The sequence below is a fragment of the Nocardia sp. FBN12 genome, assembly GCF_050320175.1.
Taxonomy (GTDB): Bacteria; Actinomycetota; Actinomycetes; order Mycobacteriales; family Mycobacteriaceae; genus Nocardia.
The window spans coordinates 1,088,428-1,114,229 of sequence record NZ_CP190048.1 but is presented as its reverse complement, the minus strand read 5'-3'; the positions used below and the strand labels follow the sequence as shown (position 1 = coordinate 1,114,229).

General features: G+C 66.4%; 26 protein-coding genes, 1 tRNA gene and 1 pseudogene. 10 read left to right on the top strand and 18 right to left on the bottom strand.

Annotated features, from left to right (window positions below; genetic code table 11):
• Positions 1–12: 12 nt before the first annotated feature.
• Both ACQHI0_RS05580 and ACQHI0_RS05575 read left to right on the top strand, forming a co-directional pair.
• Positions 13–948 carry a LysR family transcriptional regulator gene (locus ACQHI0_RS05580; RefSeq protein WP_427906849.1) on the top strand — a complete coding sequence of 312 codons (936 nt, stop codon included), beginning with the start codon at positions 13–15 and terminating at the stop codon, positions 946–948.
• A gap of 110 nt (positions 949–1,058) precedes the next feature.
• Positions 1,059–2,606, top strand: coding sequence for an acyl-CoA carboxylase subunit beta (locus ACQHI0_RS05575; protein ID WP_427909091.1), 1,548 nt, complete (start codon positions 1,059–1,061; stop codon positions 2,604–2,606).
• A 7-nt stretch (positions 2,607–2,613) separates the two neighbouring features.
• Here the strand turns inward: ACQHI0_RS05575 and ACQHI0_RS05570 are convergent, their stop codons facing one another.
• Genes ACQHI0_RS05570 through ACQHI0_RS05560 form a run of 3 tightly spaced genes read right to left on the bottom strand, consistent with a single transcriptional unit; the run spans position 2,614 to position 4,239 of the window.
• A complete protein-coding gene (locus ACQHI0_RS05570; RefSeq protein WP_427906848.1) occupies positions 2,614–2,841 on the bottom strand; it encodes a hypothetical protein in 228 nt (75 codons plus the stop codon).
• Position 2,842: 1 nt separating this feature from the next.
• Positions 2,843–3,295: an ABA4-like family protein gene (locus ACQHI0_RS05565; protein WP_427906847.1), complete on the bottom strand. Its 453-nt coding sequence runs from the start codon at positions 3,293–3,295 to the stop codon at positions 2,843–2,845.
• Positions 3,292–4,239, bottom strand: a complete 948-nt coding sequence (locus ACQHI0_RS05560) for a hypothetical protein (protein WP_427906846.1) — start codon at positions 4,237–4,239, stop codon at positions 3,292–3,294. Before ACQHI0_RS05560 ends, ACQHI0_RS05565 begins: the two co-directional genes overlap by 4 nt.
• A gap of 103 nt (positions 4,240–4,342) precedes the next feature.
• On the opposite strand from ACQHI0_RS05560, the gene ACQHI0_RS05555 reads away from it, so the two are divergent.
• On the top strand, positions 4,343–4,984 hold the full coding sequence (locus ACQHI0_RS05555) for a MerR family transcriptional regulator (RefSeq protein ID WP_427906845.1): 642 nt from the start codon (positions 4,343–4,345) through the stop codon (positions 4,982–4,984).
• A gap of 54 nt (positions 4,985–5,038) precedes the next feature.
• Here the strand turns inward: ACQHI0_RS05555 and ACQHI0_RS05550 are convergent, their stop codons facing one another.
• The 4 genes from ACQHI0_RS05550 to ACQHI0_RS05535 form a co-directional block, all read right to left on the bottom strand.
• Positions 5,039–5,791: an amino acid ABC transporter ATP-binding protein gene (locus ACQHI0_RS05550; protein ID WP_427909090.1), complete on the bottom strand. Its 753-nt coding sequence runs from the start codon at positions 5,789–5,791 to the stop codon at positions 5,039–5,041.
• 26 nt (positions 5,792–5,817) lie between these two features.
• Positions 5,818–6,756 (bottom strand): ABC transporter permease subunit, encoded by a 939-nt coding sequence (locus ACQHI0_RS05545; RefSeq protein WP_427906844.1) that lies wholly within the window; start codon positions 6,754–6,756, stop codon positions 5,818–5,820.
• Between the two features lies 1 nt (position 6,757).
• Positions 6,758–7,663, bottom strand: a complete 906-nt coding sequence (locus ACQHI0_RS05540; protein WP_427906843.1) for an ABC transporter substrate-binding protein — start codon at positions 7,661–7,663, stop codon at positions 6,758–6,760.
• Between the two features lie 126 nt (positions 7,664–7,789).
• Positions 7,790–8,869: an isocitrate/isopropylmalate dehydrogenase family protein gene (locus ACQHI0_RS05535; protein WP_427906842.1), complete on the bottom strand. Its 1,080-nt coding sequence runs from the start codon at positions 8,867–8,869 to the stop codon at positions 7,790–7,792.
• 197 nt (positions 8,870–9,066) lie between these two features.
• On the opposite strand from ACQHI0_RS05535, the gene trxA reads away from it, so the two are divergent.
• Positions 9,067–9,444: a thioredoxin gene (trxA, locus tag ACQHI0_RS05530; protein ID WP_056824580.1), complete on the top strand. Its 378-nt coding sequence runs from the start codon at positions 9,067–9,069 to the stop codon at positions 9,442–9,444.
• 79 nt (positions 9,445–9,523) lie between these two features.
• Here trxA and ACQHI0_RS05525 read toward each other — a convergent pair whose 3' ends face one another.
• Entirely contained in the window at positions 9,524–9,943 is a 420-nt protein-coding gene (locus tag ACQHI0_RS05525) for a 2-keto-3-deoxygluconate kinase (protein WP_427906841.1), read from the bottom strand.
• Positions 9,944–10,217: 274 nt separating this feature from the next.
• On the opposite strand from ACQHI0_RS05525, the gene ACQHI0_RS05520 reads away from it, so the two are divergent.
• Positions 10,218–10,610: a DUF6191 domain-containing protein gene (locus ACQHI0_RS05520; protein WP_427906840.1), complete on the top strand. Its 393-nt coding sequence runs from the start codon at positions 10,218–10,220 to the stop codon at positions 10,608–10,610.
• Positions 10,611–10,685: 75 nt separating this feature from the next.
• Here the strand turns inward: ACQHI0_RS05520 and ACQHI0_RS05515 are convergent, their stop codons facing one another.
• Positions 10,686–11,450, bottom strand: coding sequence for an acyl-[acyl-carrier-protein] thioesterase (locus tag ACQHI0_RS05515; protein ID WP_427906839.1), 765 nt, complete (start codon positions 11,448–11,450; stop codon positions 10,686–10,688).
• 236 nt (positions 11,451–11,686) lie between these two features.
• Between ACQHI0_RS05515 and ACQHI0_RS05510 the strand changes: the two genes are divergently transcribed.
• Positions 11,687–12,547: a haloalkane dehalogenase gene (locus tag ACQHI0_RS05510; protein WP_427906838.1), complete on the top strand. Its 861-nt coding sequence runs from the start codon at positions 11,687–11,689 to the stop codon at positions 12,545–12,547.
• 163 nt (positions 12,548–12,710) lie between these two features.
• Entirely contained in the window at positions 12,711–13,049 is a 339-nt protein-coding gene (locus ACQHI0_RS05505; protein WP_427906837.1) for an LGFP repeat-containing protein, read from the top strand.
• Between the two features lie 68 nt (positions 13,050–13,117).
• Here the strand turns inward: ACQHI0_RS05505 and polA are convergent, their stop codons facing one another.
• From polA to ACQHI0_RS05465, 8 genes and pseudogenes are all read right to left on the bottom strand, one after another.
• Positions 13,118–15,850, bottom strand: a complete 2,733-nt coding sequence (gene polA, locus ACQHI0_RS05500) for a DNA polymerase I (RefSeq protein ID WP_427906836.1) — start codon at positions 15,848–15,850, stop codon at positions 13,118–13,120.
• Positions 15,851–16,328: 478 nt separating this feature from the next.
• Positions 16,329–17,024, bottom strand: a complete 696-nt coding sequence (locus ACQHI0_RS05495; protein ID WP_427909089.1) for an ABC transporter ATP-binding protein — start codon at positions 17,022–17,024, stop codon at positions 16,329–16,331.
• 147 nt (positions 17,025–17,171) lie between these two features.
• A pseudogene (locus tag ACQHI0_RS05490) lies at positions 17,172–18,011 on the bottom strand (ABC transporter ATP-binding protein); the annotation flags it as partial.
• Between the two features lie 107 nt (positions 18,012–18,118).
• Positions 18,119–19,543, bottom strand: a complete 1,425-nt coding sequence (locus tag ACQHI0_RS05485) for a branched-chain amino acid ABC transporter permease (RefSeq protein WP_427906835.1) — start codon at positions 19,541–19,543, stop codon at positions 18,119–18,121.
• Positions 19,540–20,577 (bottom strand): branched-chain amino acid ABC transporter permease, encoded by a 1,038-nt coding sequence (locus tag ACQHI0_RS05480; protein WP_427906834.1) that lies wholly within the window; start codon positions 20,575–20,577, stop codon positions 19,540–19,542. The genes ACQHI0_RS05485 and ACQHI0_RS05480 overlap by 4 nt, the downstream gene beginning before the upstream one ends.
• A gap of 68 nt (positions 20,578–20,645) precedes the next feature.
• Positions 20,646–21,803: a branched-chain amino acid ABC transporter substrate-binding protein gene (locus ACQHI0_RS05475; RefSeq protein WP_427906833.1), complete on the bottom strand. Its 1,158-nt coding sequence runs from the start codon at positions 21,801–21,803 to the stop codon at positions 20,646–20,648.
• Between the two features lie 273 nt (positions 21,804–22,076).
• Entirely contained in the window at positions 22,077–22,688 is a 612-nt protein-coding gene (locus ACQHI0_RS05470; protein WP_056824610.1) for an ANTAR domain-containing response regulator, read from the bottom strand.
• Positions 22,689–22,850: 162 nt separating this feature from the next.
• Positions 22,851–22,937, bottom strand: a tRNA-Leu gene (locus tag ACQHI0_RS05465).
• A 112-nt stretch (positions 22,938–23,049) separates the two neighbouring features.
• Here ACQHI0_RS05465 and ACQHI0_RS05460 point away from each other — a divergent pair.
• The 3 genes from ACQHI0_RS05460 to ACQHI0_RS05450 all read left to right on the top strand — a co-directional run bounded on the left by ACQHI0_RS05460 (position 23,050) and on the right by ACQHI0_RS05450 (position 24,899).
• The gene (locus ACQHI0_RS05460) at positions 23,050–23,559 is read left to right on the top strand and encodes a monooxygenase family protein (protein ID WP_427906832.1); all 510 of its coding nucleotides are present in this window, start codon (positions 23,050–23,052) and stop codon (positions 23,557–23,559) included.
• Positions 23,560–23,744: 185 nt separating this feature from the next.
• On the top strand, positions 23,745–24,365 hold the full coding sequence (locus ACQHI0_RS05455) for a low molecular weight phosphatase family protein (protein ID WP_427906831.1): 621 nt from the start codon (positions 23,745–23,747) through the stop codon (positions 24,363–24,365).
• 150 nt (positions 24,366–24,515) lie between these two features.
• Positions 24,516–24,899, top strand: coding sequence for a hypothetical protein (locus ACQHI0_RS05450; RefSeq protein WP_427906830.1), 384 nt, complete (start codon positions 24,516–24,518; stop codon positions 24,897–24,899).
• Positions 24,900–24,905: 6 nt separating this feature from the next.
• Here ACQHI0_RS05450 and ACQHI0_RS05445 read toward each other — a convergent pair whose 3' ends face one another.
• The gene (locus ACQHI0_RS05445) at positions 24,906–25,802 is read right to left on the bottom strand and encodes an acyl-CoA thioesterase (protein WP_427906829.1); all 897 of its coding nucleotides are present in this window, start codon (positions 25,800–25,802) and stop codon (positions 24,906–24,908) included.

The window sequence follows — 25,802 nt, the reverse complement described above, 5'->3', positions numbered from 1 at the left end:
TAATCGATAGTTATGGAATTGCGGCAGCTGCGCTACTTCGTAACGGTCGTCGACGAAGGCGGCTTCACCCGGGCCGCCGAACGCCTGCACCTGGCCCAACCGGGTCTCAGCACCCAGATCCGTCAGCTCGAACGCGAGCTCGGGCAGCCGCTACTCGACCGAGGCGCCCGCACCGTGACGCTCACGGAAATCGGCGCCGCCGTCCTCGAACACGCGCGGGCCGCATTGGCCGCGGCCGACCGGATCGGCGAGACCGTGCAGGAGTTCACGGGGCTGCTGCGGGGTCAGGTCCGGTTGGGAATGATCTCCGGTGCGGCGTTCGAGATGTTCGATGTCGCAGGAGTACTCGCCGATTTCCATCACGATCATCCACAGGTCGGGATCAGCCTCACCGAGGACACCACCGAAAGGATGCTCGCCGCCATCGAAAACGACGAGCTCGATATCGCGTTGACCGGATTGACCGGCGCCCCAATCGGTTCCGGGGTCGGCGTGGAGGTCATCCTGGAGACCACCCTCGCCGCCGCGGTCGCTCGCGACGCACCCGTCGATCCCGCCGAGTCGGCTGGCACCATCGCCGTGGCCGACCTCGCCGACCGGCGCCTCATCTGTCTCACCCGCGGCACCGGCCTGCGTGGTGTCTTCGAACGGTCGTGCACGGCAGCGGGTTTCACCCCCGACATCGCCTTCGAGGCGGCCGCTCCACCGTTCCTGCTCGAACTCGCCGCGCGCGGTCTCGGCACCGCGATCGTCCCCGCGCTCACCCTCGCCGAGGCAGCAAACTTCGCGGTGCGGACACTCGACATCGTCGCCCCGCGAATCCACGGCAGGCTGGCACTCGTGTGGCGCACCGACCGCCCACTCAACCCGGCCGCGAAGGTGCTGCTCGGCCAGTTGCGCATCGCGTTCGGCGGCCACACCGCGGACACCGGCGACGATCCGGCATGATTCGTCAGGTACCGCCGCCGACGTGCCGCTGACGGCGGCGCGCCCCTCGGCGCTACGCTCTAGCGAACCGATGAAGGAGAGCTCGACCAGGACGAGGAAGGGCGTGCGTGGTGGAGTCGACTACTGCTGCGAAACTGCAAGAGCTTCGGAACAATCTGACGGCCGCGCGGGAACCCGCGGGGGACGCGGGGATCGCCAAGCGGGCGGCGAAGGGAATTCCCAGCCCACGCGAACGCATCGAAATACTGCTCGACCAGGGCAGTTTCACCGAGATCGGCGCATTGGTGAAGCAGCCGGGTGCGGCCGACGGTCTCTATGGTGACGGTGTGGTCACCGGGCACGGCCGGATCGACGGGCGCCCGGTCGTGGTAATCGCGCACGACCAGACCGTGTTCGGTGGTTCGGTGGGTGAGATGTTCGGGCGCAAAGTCGCGATGGCGATGGATCTGGCGGCCGATATCGCGTGCCCGTTCGTGGCGATCAACGACTCCGGTGGCGCCAGGGTGCAGGACGCGGTCACCTCGCTGGCCTGGTACGCGGAGATGAGCAGGCGCCAGACCCGGCTGTCGGGGGTGGTGCCGCAGGTGTCGGTGATGTTGGGCAAATGCGCTGCGGGCGCGGTGTATTCGCCGATCAACACCGATGTGCTGATCGCGACCGAGTCCGCGTACATGTTCGTGACGGGTCCCGAGATCATCCGCGAGACCACCGGCGAGGAAGTGACTCTCGACGAGCTCGGCGGCGCGTTCAACCAGGCGCACAACGGCAACATCCACCATGTGGCGGTGGACGAGAAGGCCGCATTCGAGTGGGCGCGAACCTATTTGAGCTTCATGCCGTCGAACTGCTACGAGCGGGCACCGCTGGTCAATCCCGGTCTCGAGCCCGAGATCACCGACTCCGATCGCGAACTGGATTCGCTCATACCGGATTCCGACCGCATGGGTTACGACATGTACGAGGTGCTGCTGCGGATCTTCGACGACGGCGAGTTCCACGAGGTCGGCGACGGCGCCGCGCGCAATCTGATCACCGGATTCGCACGGGTCGACGGACGCAGTGTCGGTGTCGTCGCCAATCAGCCACTGGTGGCGAGCGGCGCGATCGACGCGCGCGGGTCGGACAAGGCCGCGCACTTCATCCGGCTCTGCGACGCGTTCGAGATTCCGCTGGTGTTCGTGGTCGACACACCGGGCGTACTGCCGGGTGTCGAGGAGGAGAAGATCGGCGTCATCAAACGCGGCGGCCGGTTCTTCTACGCGGTCGTCGAGGCCACCGTCCCGATCATCACCGTCGTGGTTCGCAAGGCCTACGGCGGCGGCTACGCGGTGATGGGCTGCAAGCAGCTCGGCGGCGATATCAACCTCGCCTGGCCGACCGCGCGCATCGCGGTGATGGGCGCCGAAGCCGCGGTCGGCCTGACGCAGCGCAAACAGCTCGCCGCCGTCCCCGAGGCCGAGCGGCCCGCCGTGCGTCAGCAGATGGTCGACTTCTACAACGCCGCCGTCGCCACCCCGTGGATCGCCGCCGAACGCGGCTATATCGACGCGGTCATCGAGCCCTCGACCACCCGCCTGGAAATCCGCAAGGCACTGCGCCTGCTCGGCGACAAACACATCGAGCAGGCCCCGCGCAAACATCGCCTGATGCCGTTGTAGCGGCTGGTCACCGCGAGGTGGCCAGTACGCACGCTGCCACATAGCCCCGCACGAGTGGGCGGTTGTCGTCGCGACGCCAGGCCAGGGCGAGTTCGCACGGGCTCAGGCCGGTGACCGGCCTGGTCACCACGCCGTCGTGGGCGACCAGCGCGGCGTTGCCGGTGGCGAGCAGGACGATGCCGTCGAGGTTGACCAGTGCCTCGTAGGTCTTCCTCGGTGCTCGACACTTCGGCATGCTACGCGCTGACCGAACTCGTCTGCGGCACCGGTGAAGTACCACGCTGGGTGACCTCACGCACCAGCAGGTAGATCGGGAAGGCGATGGGCGACAACAGGATCGTGCCGACCAGCAGCGGGCCCATCAGCAGTGGGTGGACGTTGCGCTCGCGGCTGTCGAGGTAGATCCAGCGCCCGAGGAACAGGTCCCAGGCGATGATCTGCGCCCACAGCGCGGTCAGCACAGCGGGGTCGGCGACGGCGTCGGTGATGGCGGCCAAGGACGGCGAGGTCACCAGCGACCACAGCGCACCCAGCACCGGGACTGCGACAATCGCCCACACCACCAAGGGCACCAGCACAATCCACGGTGACGAGATGATCGCGCGGGTCAAGCGCCAGGTCGGGGCGAAGATCATCAAGGCCCAGAACGGCACCGTGACGAAGAACGACAGATCGAACAGGGTGCTCATGCGGTGGCTACCTTTCGAAGGTCGGTCGCGCTCGCGACCGAGATCAATACTCCGACAACGACTCCGGTGAGAATCGCGGCCGCGGCGGTGAGGGTGGCCTGATCAGGGTGGATCAGGGGCTGACCACGCAGTGCCTGCCAGGTGACCAGGGCGAGGACCGCCGCGTAACCCGCCGACGCGGTGATGATCAAGCCGAGTCGCACGCGCACCGACCGCAACAAGGGGATCCGCGGCGCCGAGAACACCAGTAGTGCGGCGAGCAGGGGCAATGCCTGCAGGGCGTGCATGCCGAAGAAGTGCGGGATGCGCAGGTCACCGTCGGTGGTGCTCCACCCGGTCAGCGGCATGCCGGGTGTGCCGTCGGGGGCTCCGACCGTGTGCGCGCCCGCGATACCCTCGACGCCGGATTCCTGTTGCGGCATCAGATTTCCCAGTGCCAACCCGACCAACGTGATCGCGATGCCGAGACGAATCGACCAGGTGACCGAGGCGTCGCCGAGACGTGCGCGCATCAGCCCGATGCCGATCACCAGGGTTGCCAGGAACAGGATGACGATGCTGGATCCCATGATCACCCAGAGGGCGCCGTCGAAGGCGGTGGTCATGTTGTAGTGGCTGCGCGTGCCGCGGATCACCTGCCCGAAGATGATCACCTGTTCGATCACGCCGGTCACCACGATCACCGTGGCCATCCACGAGGTGAGCCGAGAAGGCTTGGGCCGCAACGACATCAACCAGGCCAGCGCCACGCTGTAGAACACGAACGAGATCGCGAACTTGGTCGGCTTGAACCAGGCGGTCGACCCGGCGATCACGCGGTCGTCGACCAGCATCCCGATCAGTCCGACCACTACGAGCGCAGCGTTGACGGCGGCGAAATACATCAGCGGTCGATGCAGCGGGGCGTTGGGGCGGGGCAGCGAAGGGACGGTCAGGACAGACATGCGAATCTCCCAGAGATAGATAGCTATACTATCCGTTATGGATAGCTAGACTATCCGCTATGGGTGACGTAGGCAAGGGGTAGGAACGAAATCGGAGGTAAGAGTGCGAATCTCGGAGTTGAGTGAACGCAGCGGCATCGCGCTGGCGACCATCAAGTACTACCTGCGCGAAGGATTGCTGCCCCCGGGCGAACGCACCAGCCCCAACCAGGCCAGCTACGGCGAAACCCACCTGCGCCGGCTGCGCTTGATCCGCGCGTTGATCGAGGTGGGCGGCATCCCGGTTGCCACCGTCTCCGACGTTCTCGCCGCGATCGACTCCCCCGAGATGCCGCTGTTCCATGTGCTCGGAGTGGCACAGGACAGCCTGTCCACCCCGGTGCCCGCCGCCCATGACGCCGACTGGGACCGTGCGTACGAGGCCGTGCGCACGGAGATGGACCGGCGCGGCTGGGACATGAAGCCGAGCCCGCAGGCCATCGACACGCTCACCGGAGTGATCGTTCGCCTCACGCAACTCGGCTACCGCGACTGGGCAACCACCACCCTGCCCACCTATTTCGACAGCACCCGCGCAGTCGCGGAAACCGACGTGGCCTCCGCCCTGTCCGCGGGCGGGCGCGACGACATCATCGACGCGGTCGTCGTACTGACCGTCCTCGGCGACACCGCACTGGCCGCCATCCGCCGCATCGCCCAGGCGCAGGTCTCGCTGGAACGGCTGAAGAACCCGGACACCCCCTGAACGCGAAACGGCCCCGCGTGAACCCAAGAATCCGCGGGGCCGTTTCGGCGTATCTCAGAGCAGACGTGACAAGAACGCCTGGGTCCGCTCGTGCTGTGGGTTGGCCAGCAGTTCACGCGGCGGTCCCGACTCCACCACCACACCGGCGTCCATGAACACCAGTTCGTCGGCGACCTCACGGGCAAAGCCCATCTCGTGGGTCACCACCAGCATGGTCATGCCCGAATCGGCCAGCTCCCGCATCACCGCGAGCACCTCACCGACCAGCTCGGGGTCCAGTGCCGAGGTCGGCTCGTCGAACAGCATCAGCTTGGGGTCCATCGCCAGCGCTCGCGCGATGGCGACCCGCTGCTGCTGACCGCCGGACAGTTGCGCGGGGTAGGCGTTGCGCTTGGCCGAGAGCCCGACCCGCTCGAGCAGCTCCTCGGCCCTGGCGATCGCCTCGGACTTGCGGATCCCGCGCACCTGGATCGGTGCCTCGATCACGTTCTCCAGCGCCGTGCGGTGCGGGAACAGGTTGAAATGCTGGAACACCATGCCGATGTCGCGACGCTGGACCGCGGCATCGCGCTCGTGCATCTCGTAGAGCTTGCCGTTCTTCTCCCGGTAGCCGACGAGATCGCCGTCGACGTAGAGCCTGCCCGCGTTCACCTGCTCGAGGTGATTGATGCACCGCAGGAACGTCGACTTGCCCGAGCCCGACGGCCCGACCAGGGTGAGCACCTTGCCGCGCTGCACCTCGAGCGAGATGCCCTTGAGCACCTGCAGCGCGCCGAAGCTCTTACACACCCGGTCGGCCAGGACCATCGGCGGAACTGCCACTTCTGGTTCGGTCATTTCGCCTTCACCGCCGCCTGCGCCGTGGCCAGTTCCTGCAGCTGCTTGGCTGTCAGCTGCCGGGTGGCACCGCGCGAGTAATAGCGTTCCAAGTAGTACTGGCCGACCATGAGGATGCTGGTGATCGCGAGGTACCAGGTGGCACAGACGAGCAGCAGCGGGATCGGCTGGAAGTTCACGCCGTAGATGTCACGGGCGCGGCCGAACAGGTCGGTGCTCAACGGGATCGCGGTGACCAGCGAGGTCGTCTTGAGCATGCCGATCAGCTCGTTGCCGGTGGGCGGGATGATCACCCGCATGGCCTGGGGCAGCACCGTGCGGCGCATGGTCTGCGTCCACGACATGCCGAGCGCCACCGACGCTTCGCGCTGACCCTCGCCGACGGAGTTGATACCCGCGCGCACGATCTCGGCCATGTAGGCGGCCTCGTTGAGACCGAGGCCGATCACCGCGAACATGAACGCTGCCTGCAGGTTCTGCACGTCGAAGTGGAAGAACTGCGGACCGAACGGCACGCCGAGGTCGATCTGCTTGTAGAGCGACGGGACCAGGCCCCAGAACACCAACTGCACGAACACCGGGGTGCCGCGGAAGATCCACAGGTAGATCCACGCGGCGGTACGCAGCACCGGGTTCGGTGACAGGCGCATCACCGCCAGCACCGTGCCGAGACCCACCGCGATCGCCATCGCGAGCACGGTGAGCTCCAGGGTGACGATCGCGCCCTGGGTGATGCGACTGTCGAACAGATACTTGCCGTAGGTGTCCCACCGGTAGGCGGGATTGGTAGCAGCACCGTAGACGAACAATCCGACCAGGATCAGGATGATTGCCGCCGCGATCCAGCGGCCCGGCCTGCGCAGCGGGACCGCTTTGATCGGTTCGGGTTCGGTGCCCGGTCCGGGCACCTCCACCGTGTCTTTCTTGTCGGTCACGTCAGCTCACTGCACCGTTGATCACCGAGGTCTTGATCTGACCGTCCTGCACACCCCAGTTGGTGGTGATCTCGCCGTACTTGCCGTTGTCGATCAGATGTTGCAGCGCCTTCTGCAACGACACCGCCAGCGGCGAGGTCTTCTGCACGGCCCAGCCGTAGGGCGCGGAGTCGAACAGCGGGCCCGCCGACTCGATCTTGCCTTCGCTCTGCTTGATCGCGTACGCGGTCACCGGGGAGTCCGCCGACATCGCGTCGACCTGACCGAGCACCAGCGCATTGGTCGCGGCGCTCTGCTCATCGAAAGCCTTCATATCGATGGCGGGCTTGCCCTCGGCGACGCACTTGGCGCTCTTGGCGGGAATTTCGTCGGTGTGCTCGACCGTAGTGGCCTGTACGGCGACTTTCAGGCCGCACGCATTGTTCGGATCGATCGCTTTACCGGTTTGCTGGGCCCACTGGATACCCGCGGAGAAATAGGTCGTGAAATCGACCTGCTGTTCGCGTTCGCGCGAATCGGTGATCGACGACATACCCACGTCGTAAGTGCCCGCCTGAATGGCCGGAATGATCTTCTCGAACGAGGACTCGACGTAGTCGACCTTCAGTCCGAGGGTGCTCGCGACAGCGTCGAGCAGGTCGACATCGAAGCCGACGATCTTGCCGCTGGCGTCCTTGTACTCGTTCGGCTGATACGGCACGTTCACGCCGACGACGATCTTGCCTGCCTGCTTGACCTTGTCCGGAAGGGTCGCCGCGATCGCGTCGACCTTCTCCACAGACACCTTGTTCACCGAGGCGCCGTCGCCCTCGGTGTTGTCGGCGCAGCCGGTGAGGACCAGCGCACCGCCGGCGACGGTACACAGCAGTCGCACGGCGCCACGGCCGAGGACAGTTCGAACAGACAAAGGAGCCTCCACATTTCACGTCGACGCCGGCCACGTGTCAGCGCCTGTTTGGCAATGTATGCGAACCGGACACAGCGTGGTGCGACAGTAACCGAAGATTAATCAGCGAATGTGAAAGGGGTACCTTCACCTCCGGTGCACGCGGGCCCGTACCTGCTCGGTGAATTCGCTGGTGGAAGCCAGACCGCCGAGATCCGCGGTCGCGATTCCGGCGGCCAGCGTGGCCGCCACAGCGTGGCTGATGCGGTCGGCGGCATCGTGTAGCAAACGGTTCTCGGCGCGAACCGCCAACCAGCGCAACAACATTGCCGCCGACAATTGCAGCGCGGCGGGATTGGCCCGATTGTGCCCGGCCAGACCGGGCGCCGCGCCGTGCACGGCCTGCGCCATCGCGCGCGTGTCGGAGCAGTTGAGTGAGGCGGCCATGCCGAGTGAGCCGCTGAGCTCACCGGCCAGATCGGAGAGGATGTCGCCGAACAGGTTCTCGGTGACGATCACGTCGAACTCGGCGGGTGCGCGGACCAGGTGCGCGGCCATCGCGTCGACGTGTGCGTCGTCGACGGTCACCTCCGGATACTGCTCGGCCACTTCGTAGCAGACATCACGGAACAGGCCGGTCGTCATCGGCAGCACATTGGCCTTGTGCACCACGGTGACCCGCTTGCGCCTACCCATGGCCAGGCGCAACGCCTGATGCGCGATCCGCTCGCACGCCTTGCGGGTGATCACCGCCACCGCCATCGCCACGTCCTCGGTGGGGCGGAACTCCCCCGACCCGGCGAACATATTGCGGTCGGCGTAGAAGCCTTCGCTGTTCTCCCGGACGATCACCAGATCGATGTCGGGCGCCATCGCGCGCACCCCGGCGAACGCGGCGGCGGGGCGGATGTTGGCGTAGAGCTCGAGGCGTTTGCGGATCACGCCGCCCGGCGCCACTCGCATGTCCGACGGATAGGAGGCGTTGTCGTGGGGGCCGAGGATCCAGGCGTCGAGATCCTCCAGCGCCGACAGCGTCTGTTCCGGCAGCGGGTCGCCGCAGGCGGCGATTGCGTCGTGCCCGATCTGCAGCGGCACCCACTCCACCGGGGCGAGCCCGGCCGCGCCGATCGCTTCGTCGACGACCGCTCTGGTCGCGGACACCACCTCGGGGCCGATTCCGTCGCCGTCGATCACTCCGAGTCGCAGGTTCGCCTTCGTCGCATTCACCCCGCTATCTTCGCGCGCGCCCGTCGGGCGCCGGGCACGTGGTGCGCCCTGACACGCGGCCGGTACCGAATTTCTGGCCGTTGTAGTGGGGATTCACGGCCCGCGCGGACGGTGGGCCCGGGAGCGTCGAACGACCGGGGGAAGATATAGGAACGCCGCGGCGTTACAGCCGGGGACACCGACAAGGAGAGGACGTCATGGCCACCCAGACGCTGACCCAGCAGAACTTCGACGAAGTCATCACCGGAAACGACGTGGTCCTCGTCGATTTCTGGGCTTCCTGGTGCGGTCCGTGCCGCAGTTTCGCGCCGACCTACGAGACCTCGTCGGAGAAGCACACCGACGTCGTCTACGGCAAGGTCGACACCGAGGCCGAGCAGGGGCTCGCCGCTGCCGCCAATATCCAGTCGATTCCGACCATCATGGCCTTCCGTGAGGGCGTGCTCGTGTTCGCCCAGCCGGGCGCGCTGCCGCCCGCCGCGCTCGAGGACCTGGTGACCCAGATCAAGGATCTGGACATGGACGAGGTGCGCAAGCAGATCGCCGAGCAGCAGGAGTCCTCTCCCGCCGAGTAGGCTGCTGCGACCCAACGCCGAACATACAAGGGCCCGTTCACCTCGAAAGGTGAACGGGCCCTTGCGTGTTCGGGTGGTGTCAGCCCGCGAGCAGGTTGACGCCGGCGATCATGGCGCGCACGGTCGATTCCGCGCTGCCCGCGGCGGTGGCCACCGCCCAGCCGCGCCTGCCGTTGAACTCGCACTGCATGAAAGTGGCGGTGCCGTCGGTGGTCGGGCGCTGATGGAAGTGCAGGATCTCGAGGGGGTAGCCCTCGTCGTAGAGCGCCGACGTCATCGCCGCGACCGGGCTGCCGGTGGCGATGACGGTGCGAAGGTGGTCGGCGAATTCCAGGGTGGCGGTGAAATCCGTTCCGGAACAGGACCATTCGCGAAGCGCGATGGACCCGTCGGCGCGGGTGTACCGGTCGAGGAATGCGGCGGGGTCGAGGTCGGTGAGCTCGGCGCGCAGGCCCTTGGGGGCAGCGGCGAACAGGGCATGGTCCAGTGTCAGCGTCATTGCAGGTGAGGTCTTCCCGAAGATGTCTTCGTTGGCAGGTGGGACCAGCAGAACGATGAGATACAGCCCGCAGCGTAGGGGCTGGTCCGAATCAGACCCCGCTACGGCGGATTACTACGAGAAGAATTCGCCGTGAAGCTTCCTGCGCGGTCTGCGCAGCAGCGACCGCGAGGTCGCGGTCAGCGACTAGCAGCGCGGCACAGCGGGCGGGATTCGGCACGCAGTCGAGGATAGGGCGATCGTCGCGAGATCGCAACCTGGTTTACCGCACGGAGTGTCTACCGGTGAGTACCATCACCGCAGCTCAGGATCGGTAACAGTCGGCGCGGGCGCGGCGATGGGTATCGTGGCGGGCATGGGGCTGCTCATGGCGATGACGATTCCGGGTCTCGCGTGTCTGCTGATCCTGTTGGCGTTCATCGAGGTGGCGATCAATCGCGCGACCGGGACACGATTTCTGCCGTGGACGCGCAAGCGTGGGGGCACGGTGGCCGCGGCGACCGGCTTCGAACATCTCACCGCGATGTTCCAGGGGTCCAAGCATCACGAGTTCGAGCAGCGGCAGAGCACGCTGATGCATCGCGAGGACCCGTCCGAGGGCGCGCCGCCGCGGGACCAGGTGGATCTGACAGGTGGGTCGGCGCGACTCGTCGCCCGCGAGCGCTGACGCCGTTCGCAGCTCGGATTCGTCGAAAGTCCCAGTGCGCCTGAGCTTTCGACTACATCGCCAGTGCTGTTCGGATCAGTTCTTCGGCAGCGGAACTACCGAGGCGAGGGCGCGGGCCGAACCGTCGACGTCGAGCTGCACGCGCAGGCTGTCGAGTCGCGAGCTCGTCCGCAACACCACTTTGTCGCGCATCATCACCGGTCCGACGTGTTCGACGATCGCCCGGTACGGAAGTTGATGACGGTCCGGGTGCGCGGCGAGCGCTTCCTCCACGGCCTCCCAGTAGACGGCGTTGTTGACGTGGCCCAGCCGGTCGACGTCGGTGACACGCAGCGGGAACGGCACTGCCTCCACGTGCGGATCGTCGAGTTCGGCGAGGGCCGCTTTCCAGCGCAGGCGGTGTTCGGTGGTGCTGGCGAGCATCGGCGCCATGAACGCGTCGCTCATCCGCGCGGGGCGGCCCGCGACCGGGTCGATGTGGATCAGGAACGCCGCGGCCTCGATGTGCCCGCCCTGCTCTCCACGAAGCTGAATTCGCATGTCGCACCATCGGTTCGAGAGCGCGTCGGCCCAGCGGCGTAACTGGACGCGATCGCCGAACATGATCGGCTCGTACACGTCGATCACCGTGCGCCGCACGATCCACGCCTGATGGAGATCCCCGTCCTCGACCGCGTCGAGGTGATCGAACCCGATGTCCTGCAGATACCGCGCGACCGCGTCGAGCCGCAGCCGATCGTCGCCGTCGGTATCGCCCAGCCGCACCGGCCACGACATCGCGAAGGCCTGCTCGATGTCGGGGCAGTCGGGCAGCGGGGTCGCGATGACGTCAGCAGTCATACGGCCGATGCTGCCACAGTTCGCCGCGCCAGGGCCGATCCGACCGGCCGTGGACCGGTCGGGCGCCGACAGCACCACCCGGCCGGCGCGCCGCCGAGCGAACACACGCAACCGAGGAAGTCGTGCGGCATCCCTCCGGCGTGTCGAGTATCTCACCGAAACGTCAACCGAAGACGTTGAACCGCAGCTCTTTTCGTCCGTATGGTCAGCTCGACGCCTCAGACAGGATGGACGCGATGCTGATCGATTTCCTACCGGACAAAGCGCTCTACCCCTTCGAATCCCAGTGGTTCGACTCCTCCGCAGGCCGAGTGCACTACATCGACGAGGGCTCCGGGATCCCCATCCTGTTCTGTCACGGCAGCCCCACGTGGAGCTTTCTCTATCGCAAGATCATCGACGAGCTGCGCGATCGGTTCCGCTGCGTAGCAGTCGATTACCTGGGGTTCGGACTGTCGGAACGGCCGGCGGGCTACGGCTACACCATCGCCGAACACGCCGCCGTGGTCGGGGAACTCGTCGACCACCTCGGGCTGGATCAGTTCGTGATCATGGGGCAGGACTGGGGCGGGCCGATCGGCACCGCGGTCGGCACCGAGCGGGCCGACCGGGTTCGGGGACTGGTTCTCGGCAACACCCTGTTGTGGCCGACGGACACCTGGCCGCAGAAGGCATTCAGCCGGGTCATGGCCAGTGCGCCGATGCAGCGGCGGATCTTGCGCGACAACCTGCTGGTCGAGCGATTTCTGCTCGGTGAGCTGCGGAACACGATCAGCGACGCCGAGGCCGATCACTACCGGAAGGTGCAGCCATCGCCGGCGGCCAGGCGCGGCATCGCCGCCATGCCCGGACAGATCCTGGCGGCCCGGCCCTTGCTCGAGCAGCTGGCCACGAACGTTCCGGCTCGGCTCGGCGCCACACCGACCCTGCTGGTCTGGGGCATGAAGGACATGGCGTTTCGCGCTCCGGCGTTCCTGCCGCGAATGCGCGAGACGTTCACCGATCACCAGGTCCTCGAACTTCCCGAGGCCAAGCACTTCATCCCCGAACACGAGCCGGCCACGATCGCCGAAGCCATCCGCCTGCGTTTCCGCTAGCTGACGGTGCGCTGGTCGCCATGATCGGGCACGAGCAAATCGTTGGCTAACATATTGTGACCAGATCGTGAATCTCCCGCGAGTCGCCGCCGAGAACGACCGATCGCACGGTAGCGTCGCGGCCGCTAGGCCAATTGTTACTGCGTGAAAGGACATGTTCTACATGGCATTCGAAGTCACTGGGGCTATCGGCGATCACTACAACGAAGCCGGTGGTGCGTCCAGCCCGCTGGGTGAACCGACCTCGGCAGAGCAGGACGCCCCCAACGGTGGCAAGTTCCAGGAATTCACCGGCGGCGTCATCTACTTCAAGCTCCCGACCGGAGCCAAGACCGTCTACGGCGCCATCCGTCAGGCATGGGAAGCCGAAGGCGGCGCGGGCGGCCGGTTCGGCTACCCCACCTCCGACGAGCAGGACATCGAAGGCGGCAAGATCAGCCACTTCGAGAACGGTTCGATCAGCTACAACATCGCTGACGACGCCGTGACGGTCAACGCGTAACTCGCGTCCCCGCACGCCACGATGGGCACCGACCCCGGGTCGGTGCCCATCGTGCTGTGTGGAGCAGGTCAGTGCGCGGCCGCGTCCCAGCTGCGGCCGGTGCCCACGGAGACGGTGAGCGGGACCGAGAGTTCGATCGCGGCCGACATCTGTTCGCGCGCAAGGGCTTCGAGCGCCGCACGTTCGCCGTCGGCGACCTCGAAGACCAGTTCGTCGTGAATCTGCAGCAGCATCCGCGATTCCAGGCCCGCTTCGCGAATCGCGTTCTGCACGTTGATCATCGCGACCTTGATGATGTCGGCGGCAGTGCCCTGGATGGGGGCGTTCAAGGCCATCCGCTCAGCGGATTCGCGGCGCTGACGGTTACTGGAATCCAGGTCGGGCAGGTAGCGGCGGCGGCCGAACAGGGTCTGGGTGTAGCCGACCTTGCGGGCCTGGTCGACGACATCGGACAGGTAGTCGCGAATGCCGCCGAAGCGGTCGAAGTAGACGTCCATCTGCTCTTTGGCCTCGGCGGTGCTGATCTTCAGCTGGGCGCTCAGACCGTAGGAGCTGAGACCGTAGGCGAGACCGTAGGACATGGCCTTGATCCGGCGGCGCAACTCGGGGCTCACCTCCGCGATCGGGATGTCGAAGGCCTTCGACGCGACGAAGGTGTGCAGGTCCTCGCCGGAGTTGAAGGCCTCGATCAAGCCGGCGTCACCGGACAGGTGCGCCATGATGCGCATCTCGATCTGGCTGTAATCGGCGGTCATGAGTTCGGCGAAGCCGGGGCCGACGACGAAGGTGTCGCGGATCTGGCGGCCGGTGTCGGTGCGGATCGGGATGTTCTGCAGGTTCGGCTCGGTCGAGGACAGGCGACCGGTGGCGGCGATGGTCTGGTTGAAGGTGGTGTGGACGCGGCCGTCGTCGGAGACCGACTTGAGCAGGCCGTCGACGGTCACCTTGAGCCGGGTCGCGTCGCGGTGGGCCAGCAGGTGTTCCAGGAACGCGTGGCCGGTCTTCTCGAACAGTGATTCCAGCGCGTCGGCGTCGGTGGTGTAGCCGGTCTTGGTGCGCTTGGTCTTGGGCATGTCGAGCTCGTCGAACAGCACCACCTGCAGCTGCTTGGGCGAGCCGAGGTTGATCTGCTTGCCGATCACCTCGTAGGCGGAGTTCGCGGCCTCGCTGACGCGGTCGGCGAACTGCTGCTGCAGGTTCTCGAGCTGGGTGACGTCGACCGCGATGCCCGCTTCCTCGAGCTGGCCGAGCACGCCGAGCAGCGGCAACTCCATCTCCGTGAGCAGCGGGGTCGATTCGATCGCCTCGAGTTCGGTATCGAGGGCGACTGCCAGGTCGGCGACCGCGCGGGCGCGCAGCATTTCCTCGCGGGCGATGTCGGCGGCGACGGTGTCCTCGTCGTCGAGCAGGGAGAGCTGGCCGGTGTCGCCGGTCTCGACCCGCAGTTCGCGCTTGAGGTAGCGCAGGGACAGATCGTCGAGGTTGAAGCTGCGCTGGCCGGGGCGGACCAGATAGGCGGACAGGGCGGTATCGGTGGTGAGACCGCCCAGCGCGAAGCCGCGCCCACGCAGTGCGTGCCCGGCGGACTTGGCCTCGTGCAGCGCCTTGGGCACCTCGGGATCGGCCAGCCAGGTGGCCAGGGCCGTCTCGTCTTCGGGGGTGAGGACGGTCAGGTCGATGTAGCCGCCCTCACCGTCGGCGGCGGCGATTGCCAGGGCCCGCGCGTCGCCGTGGATCGGCGTTCCGGTCCCGACAATCGAGAGACCGTGGCGCACACCTGCTTTCGCGTGCTCTGCCAGCCAGTCGGCGACCGCTCCCTGATCGAGCGCACCACCGCTGATCTCGAAACCCGACTCAGCTTCCGGCTCGGGGGAACCGAGCGTGTCGAACAGCCGGTCGCGCAGCACCCGGAACTCGAGGTCGTCGAAGAGCTGGTGGATCTTGTCGCGGTCCCACGGCGCCTTGATCAGCTGATCGGGGCTGTAGGGCAGCGGCACCTCGCGCACCATCTCGGTGAGCTGCCGGTTGAGCACGACGCTGGACAGATTCGCGCGCAGCGAGTCGCCGACCTTGCCCTTCACCTGGTCGACGCGGTCGACCAGAGTGGCGAGATCGCCGTATTCGCGGATCCACTTGGCGGCGGTCTTCTCCCCCACGCCGGGAATGCCGGGCAGATTGTCGCTCGGGTCGCCGCGCAGCGCCGCGTAGTCGGGGTACTGCGCGGGAGTGAGGCCGTATTTGGTCTCCACCTCGGCCGGGGTGAACCGGGTCAGATCCGAGACGCCCTTCTTCGGGTAGAGGACCGTGACGTCGTCGTTGACCAGCTGGATCGCGTCGCGGTCGCCAGTGACGATGAGGACCCGGTAGCCCTGGGCCATCGCCTGGGTGGTGAGGGTGGCGATCACATCGTCGGCTTCGTAGCCGTCGATGGCCATCACCGGGATGCCCATCGCGCCGAGCACGTCCTTGGTGAGTTCGACCTGCCCACGGAATTCGTCGGGGGTGGCGCTGCGATTGGCCTTGTACTCCGGGTACGCCTCGGTGCGGAAAGTCTTGCGCGACACGTCGAACGCCGCGGCCACATGGCTGGGCTTCTCGTCGCGCAGCAGATTGATCAGCATCGAGGTGAACCCGTACACCGCGTTGGTGGTCTGACCGGTGACGGTCTTGAAGTTCTCCGCCGGTAGCGCGAAGAACGCGCGATAGGCGATCGAATGCCCGTCCAGGAGCAGCAGCGTAGGCCGCTCACCCTCGGGGGCAGTGGTCGTTGTCGATGCCTGCGCAGTCGTCGGTGAACTCACCCGACAGAGTCTAGGGACACCCTCTGACAGACACGAACACCGCCATCACCACATCCCAAACCAGACTGCCCCGTCTTCAACAACCCTCCAAAAACCCAGTCACCCCCCCGCGACCCCAAGGGAACGGCGGCCACGAAGTGGCCCGTCGCGGCCGGGTCACCGCTCAGCCCCCGGGCCGTAGGCGACGAAGCCCTACCCCCGATCCGCCATGACCGCACTCCCAGCCCCCACCCGCGACCCTTAGGGAGCGGCGGCCACGAAGTGGCCGGTCGCGGCCGGGTCGCCGGTTAGGCGCCGGGGCGTAGGCGACGAAGGAGCAAGCCCCGGTGCCTAACCGGCGGCCCCTCGGGGCCGCGACTCGAGCGCGCCAGCGCTCCAATAAACACAGCGTCAAACCTGCCTGGGACTACCGAACGCAGGTCACCCTCGCACCCGCGACTGCCAGCCGCATCGTCGAGGGGCCCGCGCCGTCGGCAATTCAGTCGACACCCAGGTAGGCCGACATCACCGCAGGATCAGTCAGCAAAGCCGCCCCGGGACCGGACTTGGTGACCTCGCCGGTTTCCAGGATGTAGGCACGATCGCTACGCGTCAGCGCCTGCTGGGCGTTCTGCTCCACCAGCAGCACCGTGGTGCCCTGACGGTTGATCTCACTGATGATCCGGAAGATCTGCTGGATCACCATGGGCGCCAGGCCCATCGACGGTTCGTCGAGCAGCAGCAGCTTCGGGCGGGCCATGAGGGCGCGGCCGATGGCGAGCATCTGCTGTTCGCCGCCCGACATCGTGCCGCCGATCTGTTTGCGGCGTTCGGCCAGGCGGGGGAACAGTTCGAAGACCCAGTCCAAGGTCTGCTGGTACTCGGACTTGTTCTCGAAAGGCCTGCCGTAGCAACCCATGTCGAGATTCTCCGCGACCGTCATGCCGGGGAACACGCCGCGACCCTCGGGCGCCTGGATGAGACCCTCGACCACCCGGTCGTGCGCCTTCATCGTGGTGATGTCTTTGCCCTGGAACAGAATTCGTCCCGAGGTGAGCGGCAGCAGCCCCGACATCGCCCGCATGGTGGTGGTCTTGCCCGCGCCGTTGGCACCGAGCAGGGTCACCAGTTCGCCCTCGGCGACCGAGAGCGAGATGCCGTGCAGCGCTTCGATCCGGCCGTAGTTCACGACCATGTCCTGCACCTCGAGCAGTGGGGTCGCGGTCTCGACCACGGCCTCCGGCTCATCGCGCGACTGCACCACCACGGCGTCGGCCACCGGCGTCGGGGTCGCCCCTTCTTCCGCGGCGGCCACCGATTCCTCGCGAACCTCCTCGATCGTGTCCGCGTCGGGCACGCCGAGGTAGGCGGCGATCACCGCCGGATCCTCGCGGACCGCGGCGGGCAGGCCGTCGGCGATCTTGCGCCCGAATTCGAGCACGACGATCCGGTCGGTCACGCCCATCACCAGGCGCATGTCGTGCTCGATGAGCAGCACGGTGTAGCCGTCGTCGCGGATCTTGCGGATCAGGTCCATCAGCGCCGACTTCTCGCTGGGGTTGAACCCGGCAGCCGGTTCGTCCAGACACAGCAACTTGGGCTCGGTGGCCAGCGCACGCGCGATCTCGAGCCTGCGCTGATCGCCATAAGACAGGTTGCGCGCCTTCTCGACCGCGCGCGGTGCGATACCGACGAACTCGAGCAGCGCCATGCCACGTTCGATGGCATCACGCTCCTCGCGCTTGAACTTCGGCGTGCGGAAGACCGCGCCGGGGACCGAGGTGGTGTGGCGGGCGTCGGTGCCGACGACCACGTTCTCCAGCGCGGTCATCTCGCCGAACAGCCGCACGTTCTGGAACGTGCGCGCGATACCCATCCGGGTGATCTCGTTGCGCTTGGTCTTGGCCAGCGGCTGACCATCGAAGTGCACACTGCCCGACGCGGGCTTGTAGACGCCGGTGATCGCGTTGAAGCAGGTGGTCTTGCCCGCGCCGTTGGGGCCGATCAGGCCGAGGATCTCGCCGCGGCGGATCTCGAAACTGACGCCGTCGAGCGCGGTCAGACCACCGAACTTGACGGTCAGACCATCGGTGCGCAGCAGTGGCTCACCGACCGCGGTCTCGATCGCGCGATGCGGCGCGACCACCTCGGCGACGGTCTCGGCATCGGCGAGTTCGGGCATCACCGCGGTGACGTCGACGTCGCCCGTCGGCTCGACTTCGGGCGGCGGCTGGTAGCCGGCCTTCATGTCTTCGTTGTCGAACAGCGCGTCTCCCGCGCCTGGCCCCGTCATCGCCCTGCTCCGATCGATTCGGCCGCCGGCTTGCGCACGACCGCCTGGTACACCTGTCTGCCGTAGGCGAGCAGCTTCTGCCGCACCGGGAACAGACCCTGTGGCCGCAGAATCATCATCACCACGAGCGCGATGCCGAAGTAGAGGTACTTCAGGTCACCGAGGTTCTGCGCGCCGCCGGGACGGAACAGCAACACACTGCCGAACAGCAGCAATCCGAGGATCACGGCGACGATCGCCGTTCCGATCACCGCCCGCCGGACCCACGTGCCCAGCGCGTCCTTCTTCCACCGCCACAGCAGCCAGAGGCCGATCAGCAGTGCGATATCGAGGCCCAGCAGCAGGTAGCCGGTCGACTCGCTCGACACCAGCTGCACCGACTGCAACCGCATCGGCAGGTAGGCGATGAGGAACGCGCCGACGATCACGCCGAGCTTGTTGCCCGAACCACCGAGCACGACCGCGCACAGGAACAGCATCGACAGGATGATGTCGAACTGTTTGGGGTTCACGTAGGTGACCTGACCGGCGTACATCGCGCCCGAAAGGCCGCCGACCGAGGCGCCGATCACGAACGCCCACAGCTTGAACTTGAAGGTCGGCACGCCCATGATCTCGGCGGCGTCCTCGTCTTCGCGGATGGCGACCCAGGAGCGGCCGACCCGGCTGCGCTCGAGGTTGCCGATGATCAGCAGCACCACGATCACGAAGACCATGCCGAGCCAGAACCACCAGGTGCCGTTGTTCGCTCGGGTGAAGGGGTTCCAGCTGCTGGTGTCGCCGAGGTTGCCCGGGGAGAAGAAGCCACCGGGGTGCGCTTCGGATTCCCCAACCTCGGGGTAGGCGATCTTCGACAGCCCGAGGCTGCCGTTGGTCACCTCGCCCAGGTTGTCGGCCATCAGCCGAACGATCTCACCGAAGCCGAGCGTCACGATCGCGAGGTAGTCACCGCGCAACCGCAGGGTGGGCGCGCCGAGGATCAGGCCGGCCAGCGCGGTGAGCGCGACCGCGAGCGGCAGGCAGGCCACCCACGCCCAACCCGAACTGAGCCACCCGCCGTCGGTCTGGTTCCACGGACTGTTCGGGCTGGTGAGCAGGCCGACCGTATAGGCGCCGACGGCGTAGAAACCGACGTAACCGAGGTCGAGCAGACCCGCCTGGCCGACCACCACGTTCAGGCCGATGGCGATCAGGGCGTACATGGCGAACTGCGCCATCACGCCACCGAAACTCACGCCGGGAGTGTTGAGCAGCGGGGGCGGGAACAGCGGCAGGATCGCGAGCGCGGCGATGATCGGCACGCCGACGGCCCACTGGCCCGGCCGCGACAGCCCGTCCCACCAGGTCCGGATAGCATCGCCGAGGCCGCGCCGATCCTGCTGCGCGACAGGCGTTTTCGGAGTCTTCGTCAGGTCTGTCATGCGCGTGCCCTCCCCAGGCTCTCGCCGAGGATGCCGGTCGGCCGGAACATCAGCACGGTCACCAGCAGCACGAAGGCGACCACGTCACGCCATTCGTTGCCGAACAGGATCGACCCGTACTGCTCGGCGATGCCGAGGATCAACCCGCCGAGCAGCGCGCCGCGCAGGTTACCGATACCACCGAGCACCGCGGCGCTGAACGCCTTGATACCGAGGATGAATCCGCCGGAGAAGATGATGCCGGTGGGAATGTAGAGGGTGTACAGCATCGCCGCGGCGCCTGCCAGCAGACCACCGATGAGGAAGGTCAGCACGATGACCCGCTCGCGCGAGACACCCATCAGCGTGGCGGTGTCGGGATCCTGTGCCACCGCGCGGATGGCGCGGCCGAATTTGGTTCTGTTGATGACGATTTCGGTGGTCACCGCGAGCACGACGGCCGCGGCGAAGATCACCAGCGCCACATTGGTGACCGACGCGCCGAGGAAGGTGAACTGTACCTTCGGCTCCACGAGCCGGATGCCGGTCTGGGCGTTGGAGCCGCCGAGGCCCGGCTTGATCTTGGGCAGGATGTAGTGGACGAACTCCTGGATCACGAACGACATACCGATCGCGGTGATCAGGAAGGCCAGCGGCTTCGCGCCACGCCTGCGCAGCGGGCGATAGGCGACCCGTTCGAGCCCCACCGCGGCGATGCCGGAGACCAGCATGCCGAACAGCATCGCGACACCCAGATAGAGCACCGTCAGCAGGACACCCTGGGAGTACACATTGCCGCTGGGCGCGAAGCCGAGCAGTTCCAGACCCACATAGGTGCCGAACATGCCGAGCATGAAGATTTCGGAGTGCGCGAAGTTGATCAGTCGCAGCACGCCGTAGACGAGCGTGTAGCCGACCGCGACCAGGGCGTAGATCGAGCCGTAGGTGAGACCGTCCACGGTCAATCGCCAGAACTGGTCGATCACCCCGGAAACGTTGAAATCGATGGACCCCTCGGCCAACAGGGTCACACCGAGCGAAGCCGCTGATGTCATGGTTACTCTCGCGTCAGGCGCGCGGTGCGCGTGGGATCACCACGCGCACCGCGCACACGTCATCGGAACTACTTGACCTGGTACATCCAGATCTGGATGTTGGCCAGTTCGCCGGTCTCGCCCCACTTGTACTGGCGGGCGACACCAGTTCCGCTGTAGTTACGGACGTAGTCGACGAGCTCGGCGCGGGTGACCTTTCCGGAGTCGATGCCCTTGAGCAGGATCGTCGTGAGGTCGTATCCCTCGACGGAGTAGACGCCGGGCGCCTGACCGTTGAGCGCCTTGTAGTCGGCGGAGAACTTCTCCGGCGCCGGGCTGCACGGGCAGGACAGCAATGCGTCCTTGGACGAGGAGCCTGCCTGGCGGACGAACTCGGGATCGTTGCTGCCGTCGGCGGAGACGAAGGTGGCGGTCACGCCACCGGAACGCAGCTGCTGCACGAACGGCGCGGCCTCGGCGTAGTAGCCGGCGTAGAAGATGGCGTCGGGCTTGGCCGCGTTCAGCGACGACACGGCGGCCGAGAAGTCCTTATCACCTTCCTTGACATTCACCGCGCAGGACGGGTCAGCCGCGGGGCCGGCCGCGGTGATGAACGCCTTCGCCAGACCGGCGCCGTAGTCGGTGTTGTCCTGCACGACGCAGAGCTTCTTGAAGCCCTTCTCGCCGGTGAGGTAGTTGGCGATGGCCGGACCCTGCGAATCGTCGTTGCCGAGCCCGCGGAAGAAGGTCTTCCAGCCGTTGGCCGTCAACGTGGGGTTCGTGGCCGATGCGGTCAGCGTGGGCATGCCTGCCTCGCTGAGGATCTGGCCGGTCGCCTTGGTCTCACCCGAGAAGGTCGGGCCGACCAGTGCCACGATGTTCGGGTCGGCGACGATCGTCGGAACCACCTGGCTGGCGATCTGCGGCTTGCCCTCGGTGTCGAACTGCTTCACCGAGACCTGGCAGTCCGGGTTGGCCTTGTTGTGCTTGTCGAGCGCGAGCTTCACGCCCATGATGATGTTGATGCCGAGGGCGGCGTTGCCACCGGTCAGCGGGCCCGCCATGCCGAGCGTCAGCGGCGCGCACTTGGCCTTACCGTCGCCTGCGGGGTCCGCGGCCGCACCGGCATCGGTTGTCGCGACGGCCTTGCCCTGGGTATCGAGCTGAACCACCGGCTGGATGGAGAGATCGGTGTTGCCGCCACCGCCGCCATCTGACGACTTGTCACTGCATCCGGACAACACCAACGACGCGGCAGCTCCGATAACCAGAACTCCTCGCGTCGACCGACTGCGCCATGTCGAACTGAGCACGTCTCACCTCTATGTCCTGTGCTCCCCGGGTTCACCGAGGGGGCCGACCACGTTCAGCCCGCAGAGAACATATCGCCGCTTTGTTAGATCCGCATCACATTCGCATCATGTCGGATGCCTCTTGTCCAAGCAATAGTTCACATTATTGTTTCGCTTCCGTAAACATTTCCGGCTTTGGGCCCGCGCGACAGTAAGAGCGAAACCGAGTTACTGCGGAGTGAGGTTCTCCAGCACGACTTCGGCGACCGCCTTCATCGTCGTGCGCCGATCCATCGCGGTGCGCTGAATCCATTTGAACGCCTGCGGTTCCGAGAGGCCTTGGGTCTGCATGAGCACACCCTTGGCCCGCTCGACCAGTTTGCGCGTCTCCAAACGATCCGACAGATTCGCGACTTCGGTTTCCAGCGCGGTGATTTCGTGAAAACGACTGGCCGCGAGTTCGATCGCGGGGACCAGATCGGACTTGGTGAACGGCTTCACGAGATAGGCCATCGCGCCCGCGTCGCGTGCGCGCTCGACCAGGTCGCGCTGACTGAACGCGGTCAGAATCACCACGGGCGCAACGCGTTTCGACGCGATCTCGGCGGCGGCGTCGATGCCGTCACGGCGCGGCATCTTCACGTCCATGATCACCAGATCCGGGCGAAGTTCCTCAGCGAGCTCGACGGCCTGCTGCCCGTCGCCCGCTTCGCCGACGACGTCGTAGCCCTCTTCCTTGAGCATCTCGACCAGGTCCATCCGGATCAAGGCCTCATCCTCGGCGACGACGACCCGCTTGGCCGCGGCCTCACGCGTGGCGCCGGCTGCATTCGTGCTCATAGGTTCGACCCCTCTGGATTCCGGTGCCCGTCGATCACACCACGACCGGCGTTGTAAAGAGTACCTTTCACCTCCGCGCGGAGAATGCGCCTGCGATGAGATCGCGCACACCCTGCGCCGGATACTCCCCCGCGGAGCGCGGCATGTGCCGCGCTGCCGCCGTGGTGCCGAGTGTGGGACTCGAACCCACACGTCCTTTCGGACAACGGTTTTTGAGACCGTCGCGTCTGCCAGTTCCGCCAACCCGGCGCACCGCGGTCACTATAGCGTCTCGGCGCGCCGGGAAGCGAACTGCCGGTCGAACCGGAGGCCCAGCTGCCCCGTAGTACCCCCAGAGGGCACCACGGAAGGGGCTGCGATCATGCGCGTAAAGAGGACCACGGTCGACCTCGACGCCTACCCCGACCTGGTGATGATCCTGCTCGGCATGCGGGTGCGCACGCCGCGAGGGCTGCTGCGACTGCTCGGCGTCGGCCCGAAGTTGTATCGCTCACATGCCGACCGGCCCGACGGGTTGCTGCACCACGATGACGTCGTGTGGTCGATGCTGCCGCCGCATTGGGGCGCCCGGCAATACTGGCGCGATCTGGATTCGCTCGAACGCTGGACACGCTCGGAACCACACCGGCAGTGGTGGCGCGAATTCCTGCGCGATTCCGGCGGCACCGGTTTCTGGCACGAGGCCTATTTCCGCCGCGGTGGCATCGACGCGGTCTATGACGACATGTCCGCGGCGACGGGGCTGGCGGCGTTCGCGCCGGTCGTGCCCGCGCGTGGCCCGATGTTCTCCACCAGGGGCCGGGTGCACGGCACCCCACCGGGCGTGCCACCGGTTATTACCGAATCGAATTATTATGATCCGAACGAGTGACGATCGACACATATCATCGCGAGGTTTCCACGCCATATCTCGTGGGTATCACGGTCACACACAACGGATTTGCGCATCGTGAATGATGTACGGCGTTCAACCGAAAGGTGAATAAGTAGTACCGCGCTTGTGATGGTTACAATTCCGGCCTACTCCGTGACAATCGACCCGATTACGGTGTCGGTATGCACGTGCTCTTCGTCTGCAACTCCAATGTCTGCCGTTCGGTGATCGCCGAACGGCTCACCCTGGCATTCGCGGCGGAGCACGGTCTACCCGGCCTCACCGCGGAGAGCGCGGGCACCAGGGCACTGGTCGGCTTTCCGCCCGAGCCGCTGGCCGTGGAGACGATCCAGGGCCTGGGCGGCGACACCAGTGGTTTCAAGGCCCGAAAACTCAAGCCCGAGATGGTCGATCGCGCCGACCTGGTGCTGACGATGACCGATTCCTTACGCGACCAGGTCGGTGAACTGGCCTTCGGTATCGCCCCGCGCACCTTCACCCTCGCCGAGGCGCATCGGATCGCCAAGGTCACCGGCGCGAAATCCATTGCCGCACTGCATCACGCACGCAACAACCTGGCCTATGTCGGGCGGGAGAACATCGCCGACCCGATCGGCCTTTCGGCCGAGGCGTTCCTCCAGGTCGGCGACCGCATCGCCGAATTGCTGTTCCCCGTGCTGGGAGCGCTGGCACCGCACGAGCAGACGAAACTCTCCGGCGACGGCGATCGTCCCGGCCTGGTGATCGCTCCCGGCGGGCCCCGCCCCCTTTCGGCGTTCCTCGCCGCCCAGCGCGGACGCTGAGCCGGGCCGAGTCCACCCGTAGGACTGTTCGCCACGGCGCGCAGGGATTACACTTCGGCGCGGACGTGGGTGTTACCCCTTGCAGGTTCGACACACGACGGGACCACAGACTTGCCGAAACGCATTTCGGATGTTTCGCTCCATGTGTACGTGACACCGGAGACCCTCGACCGCATCGTCGCCAGTGTCCGGACGGTCCTCGACGACCACGTACACGACCGCAACGTCTATGCCTGGCGGTTCACCCTGCCGGTCGACACGAGCGATCCGGTCCATCACCACCTCGAATCCCAGTGGCGCAGTAGCTGTCCCGGCGTCGACCCGAGCGCGGAGAGCACCTACGAGATCGCGCTGAGCCTGGTCGGCGAGTCGGCCGAACTCACCGACGCCGACATCGCCGATCTCGAACACGGTCTCGCGCTGGCCGTGTACGGCGCGACGCAGGCGCAGCCCACGTGCGGTGTGCCGTTCACGTTGCGCGCGCATCAGCGCACCGATGTCGTCGCACCCGAACTCGACCGCGAACTGCGCTGAGGAACCTCAGCGGGCCGGGAAGTGCCGGATGACACCTTCCTGCACGGTGGTGGCGATCAATTCGCCTGTGCGCGAATAGAACCGGCCGGTCGCCAGACCACGCGAACCGGCCGCGACCGGTGACTCGGTGGAGTAGAGCACCCAGTCGTCGAACCGGAACGGACGGTGGAACCACATCGAGTGGTTCACCGTCGCCGCGAGAATCCGGTCCAGCCCCCACGACAAGCCGTGCGTGGTGATGATCGAATCGAGCACGGTGGTGTCGGAGGAATAGCCGAGCGCGGCCACGTGCAGCAGTTGATCATCGGGCAACCGGCCGTCGGTACGCATCCAGACCCGGTTGTGGTTGAGCTTCTCCCCGGTGCCCTTGAGGATCCACGACGGATCGTTGGTGTAGCGCATATCGATCGGGTGCGGCGCCTTGATGAACATCTCCAGCTTGTCCTCGAAGCCGGCGAAGCTCTCCTCCACCCGGGGCAGGGTTTCGGGGTCGGGCACGTCCGGACCCTCGTGCGCGTGCTCGAGGCCCTTGCCCCAGTCCTGGAACGCGGCCAGCATCACGAACAGCTCCTGGCCGTCCTGACTGGCGGTCACCGTCCGGTTGGCGAGCGCGCGGCCGTCGCGATGGCGCTGCACGTGGTACTCGATCGGCTTCTTCACATCGCCGCCACGCACGAAATGCGCGTTGAGCGCGTGCAGCGGCCGGTCGCCCGCCGTGCGGCCTGCCGCCATGATCGCCTGCGACACCAGCTGGCCGCCGAAGGTGCGGCTCCACACCTTCTCGGGGTGGTTCCCGAGAAAGGTGTCCTCGCCGATCGACTCGAGGTCGAGCAGGTCGAGCAACACCCGCAGATCAGGTGTCGGCTCGCCCTGGGTGGTCTCGATGTCGATCGAACTGCTCAC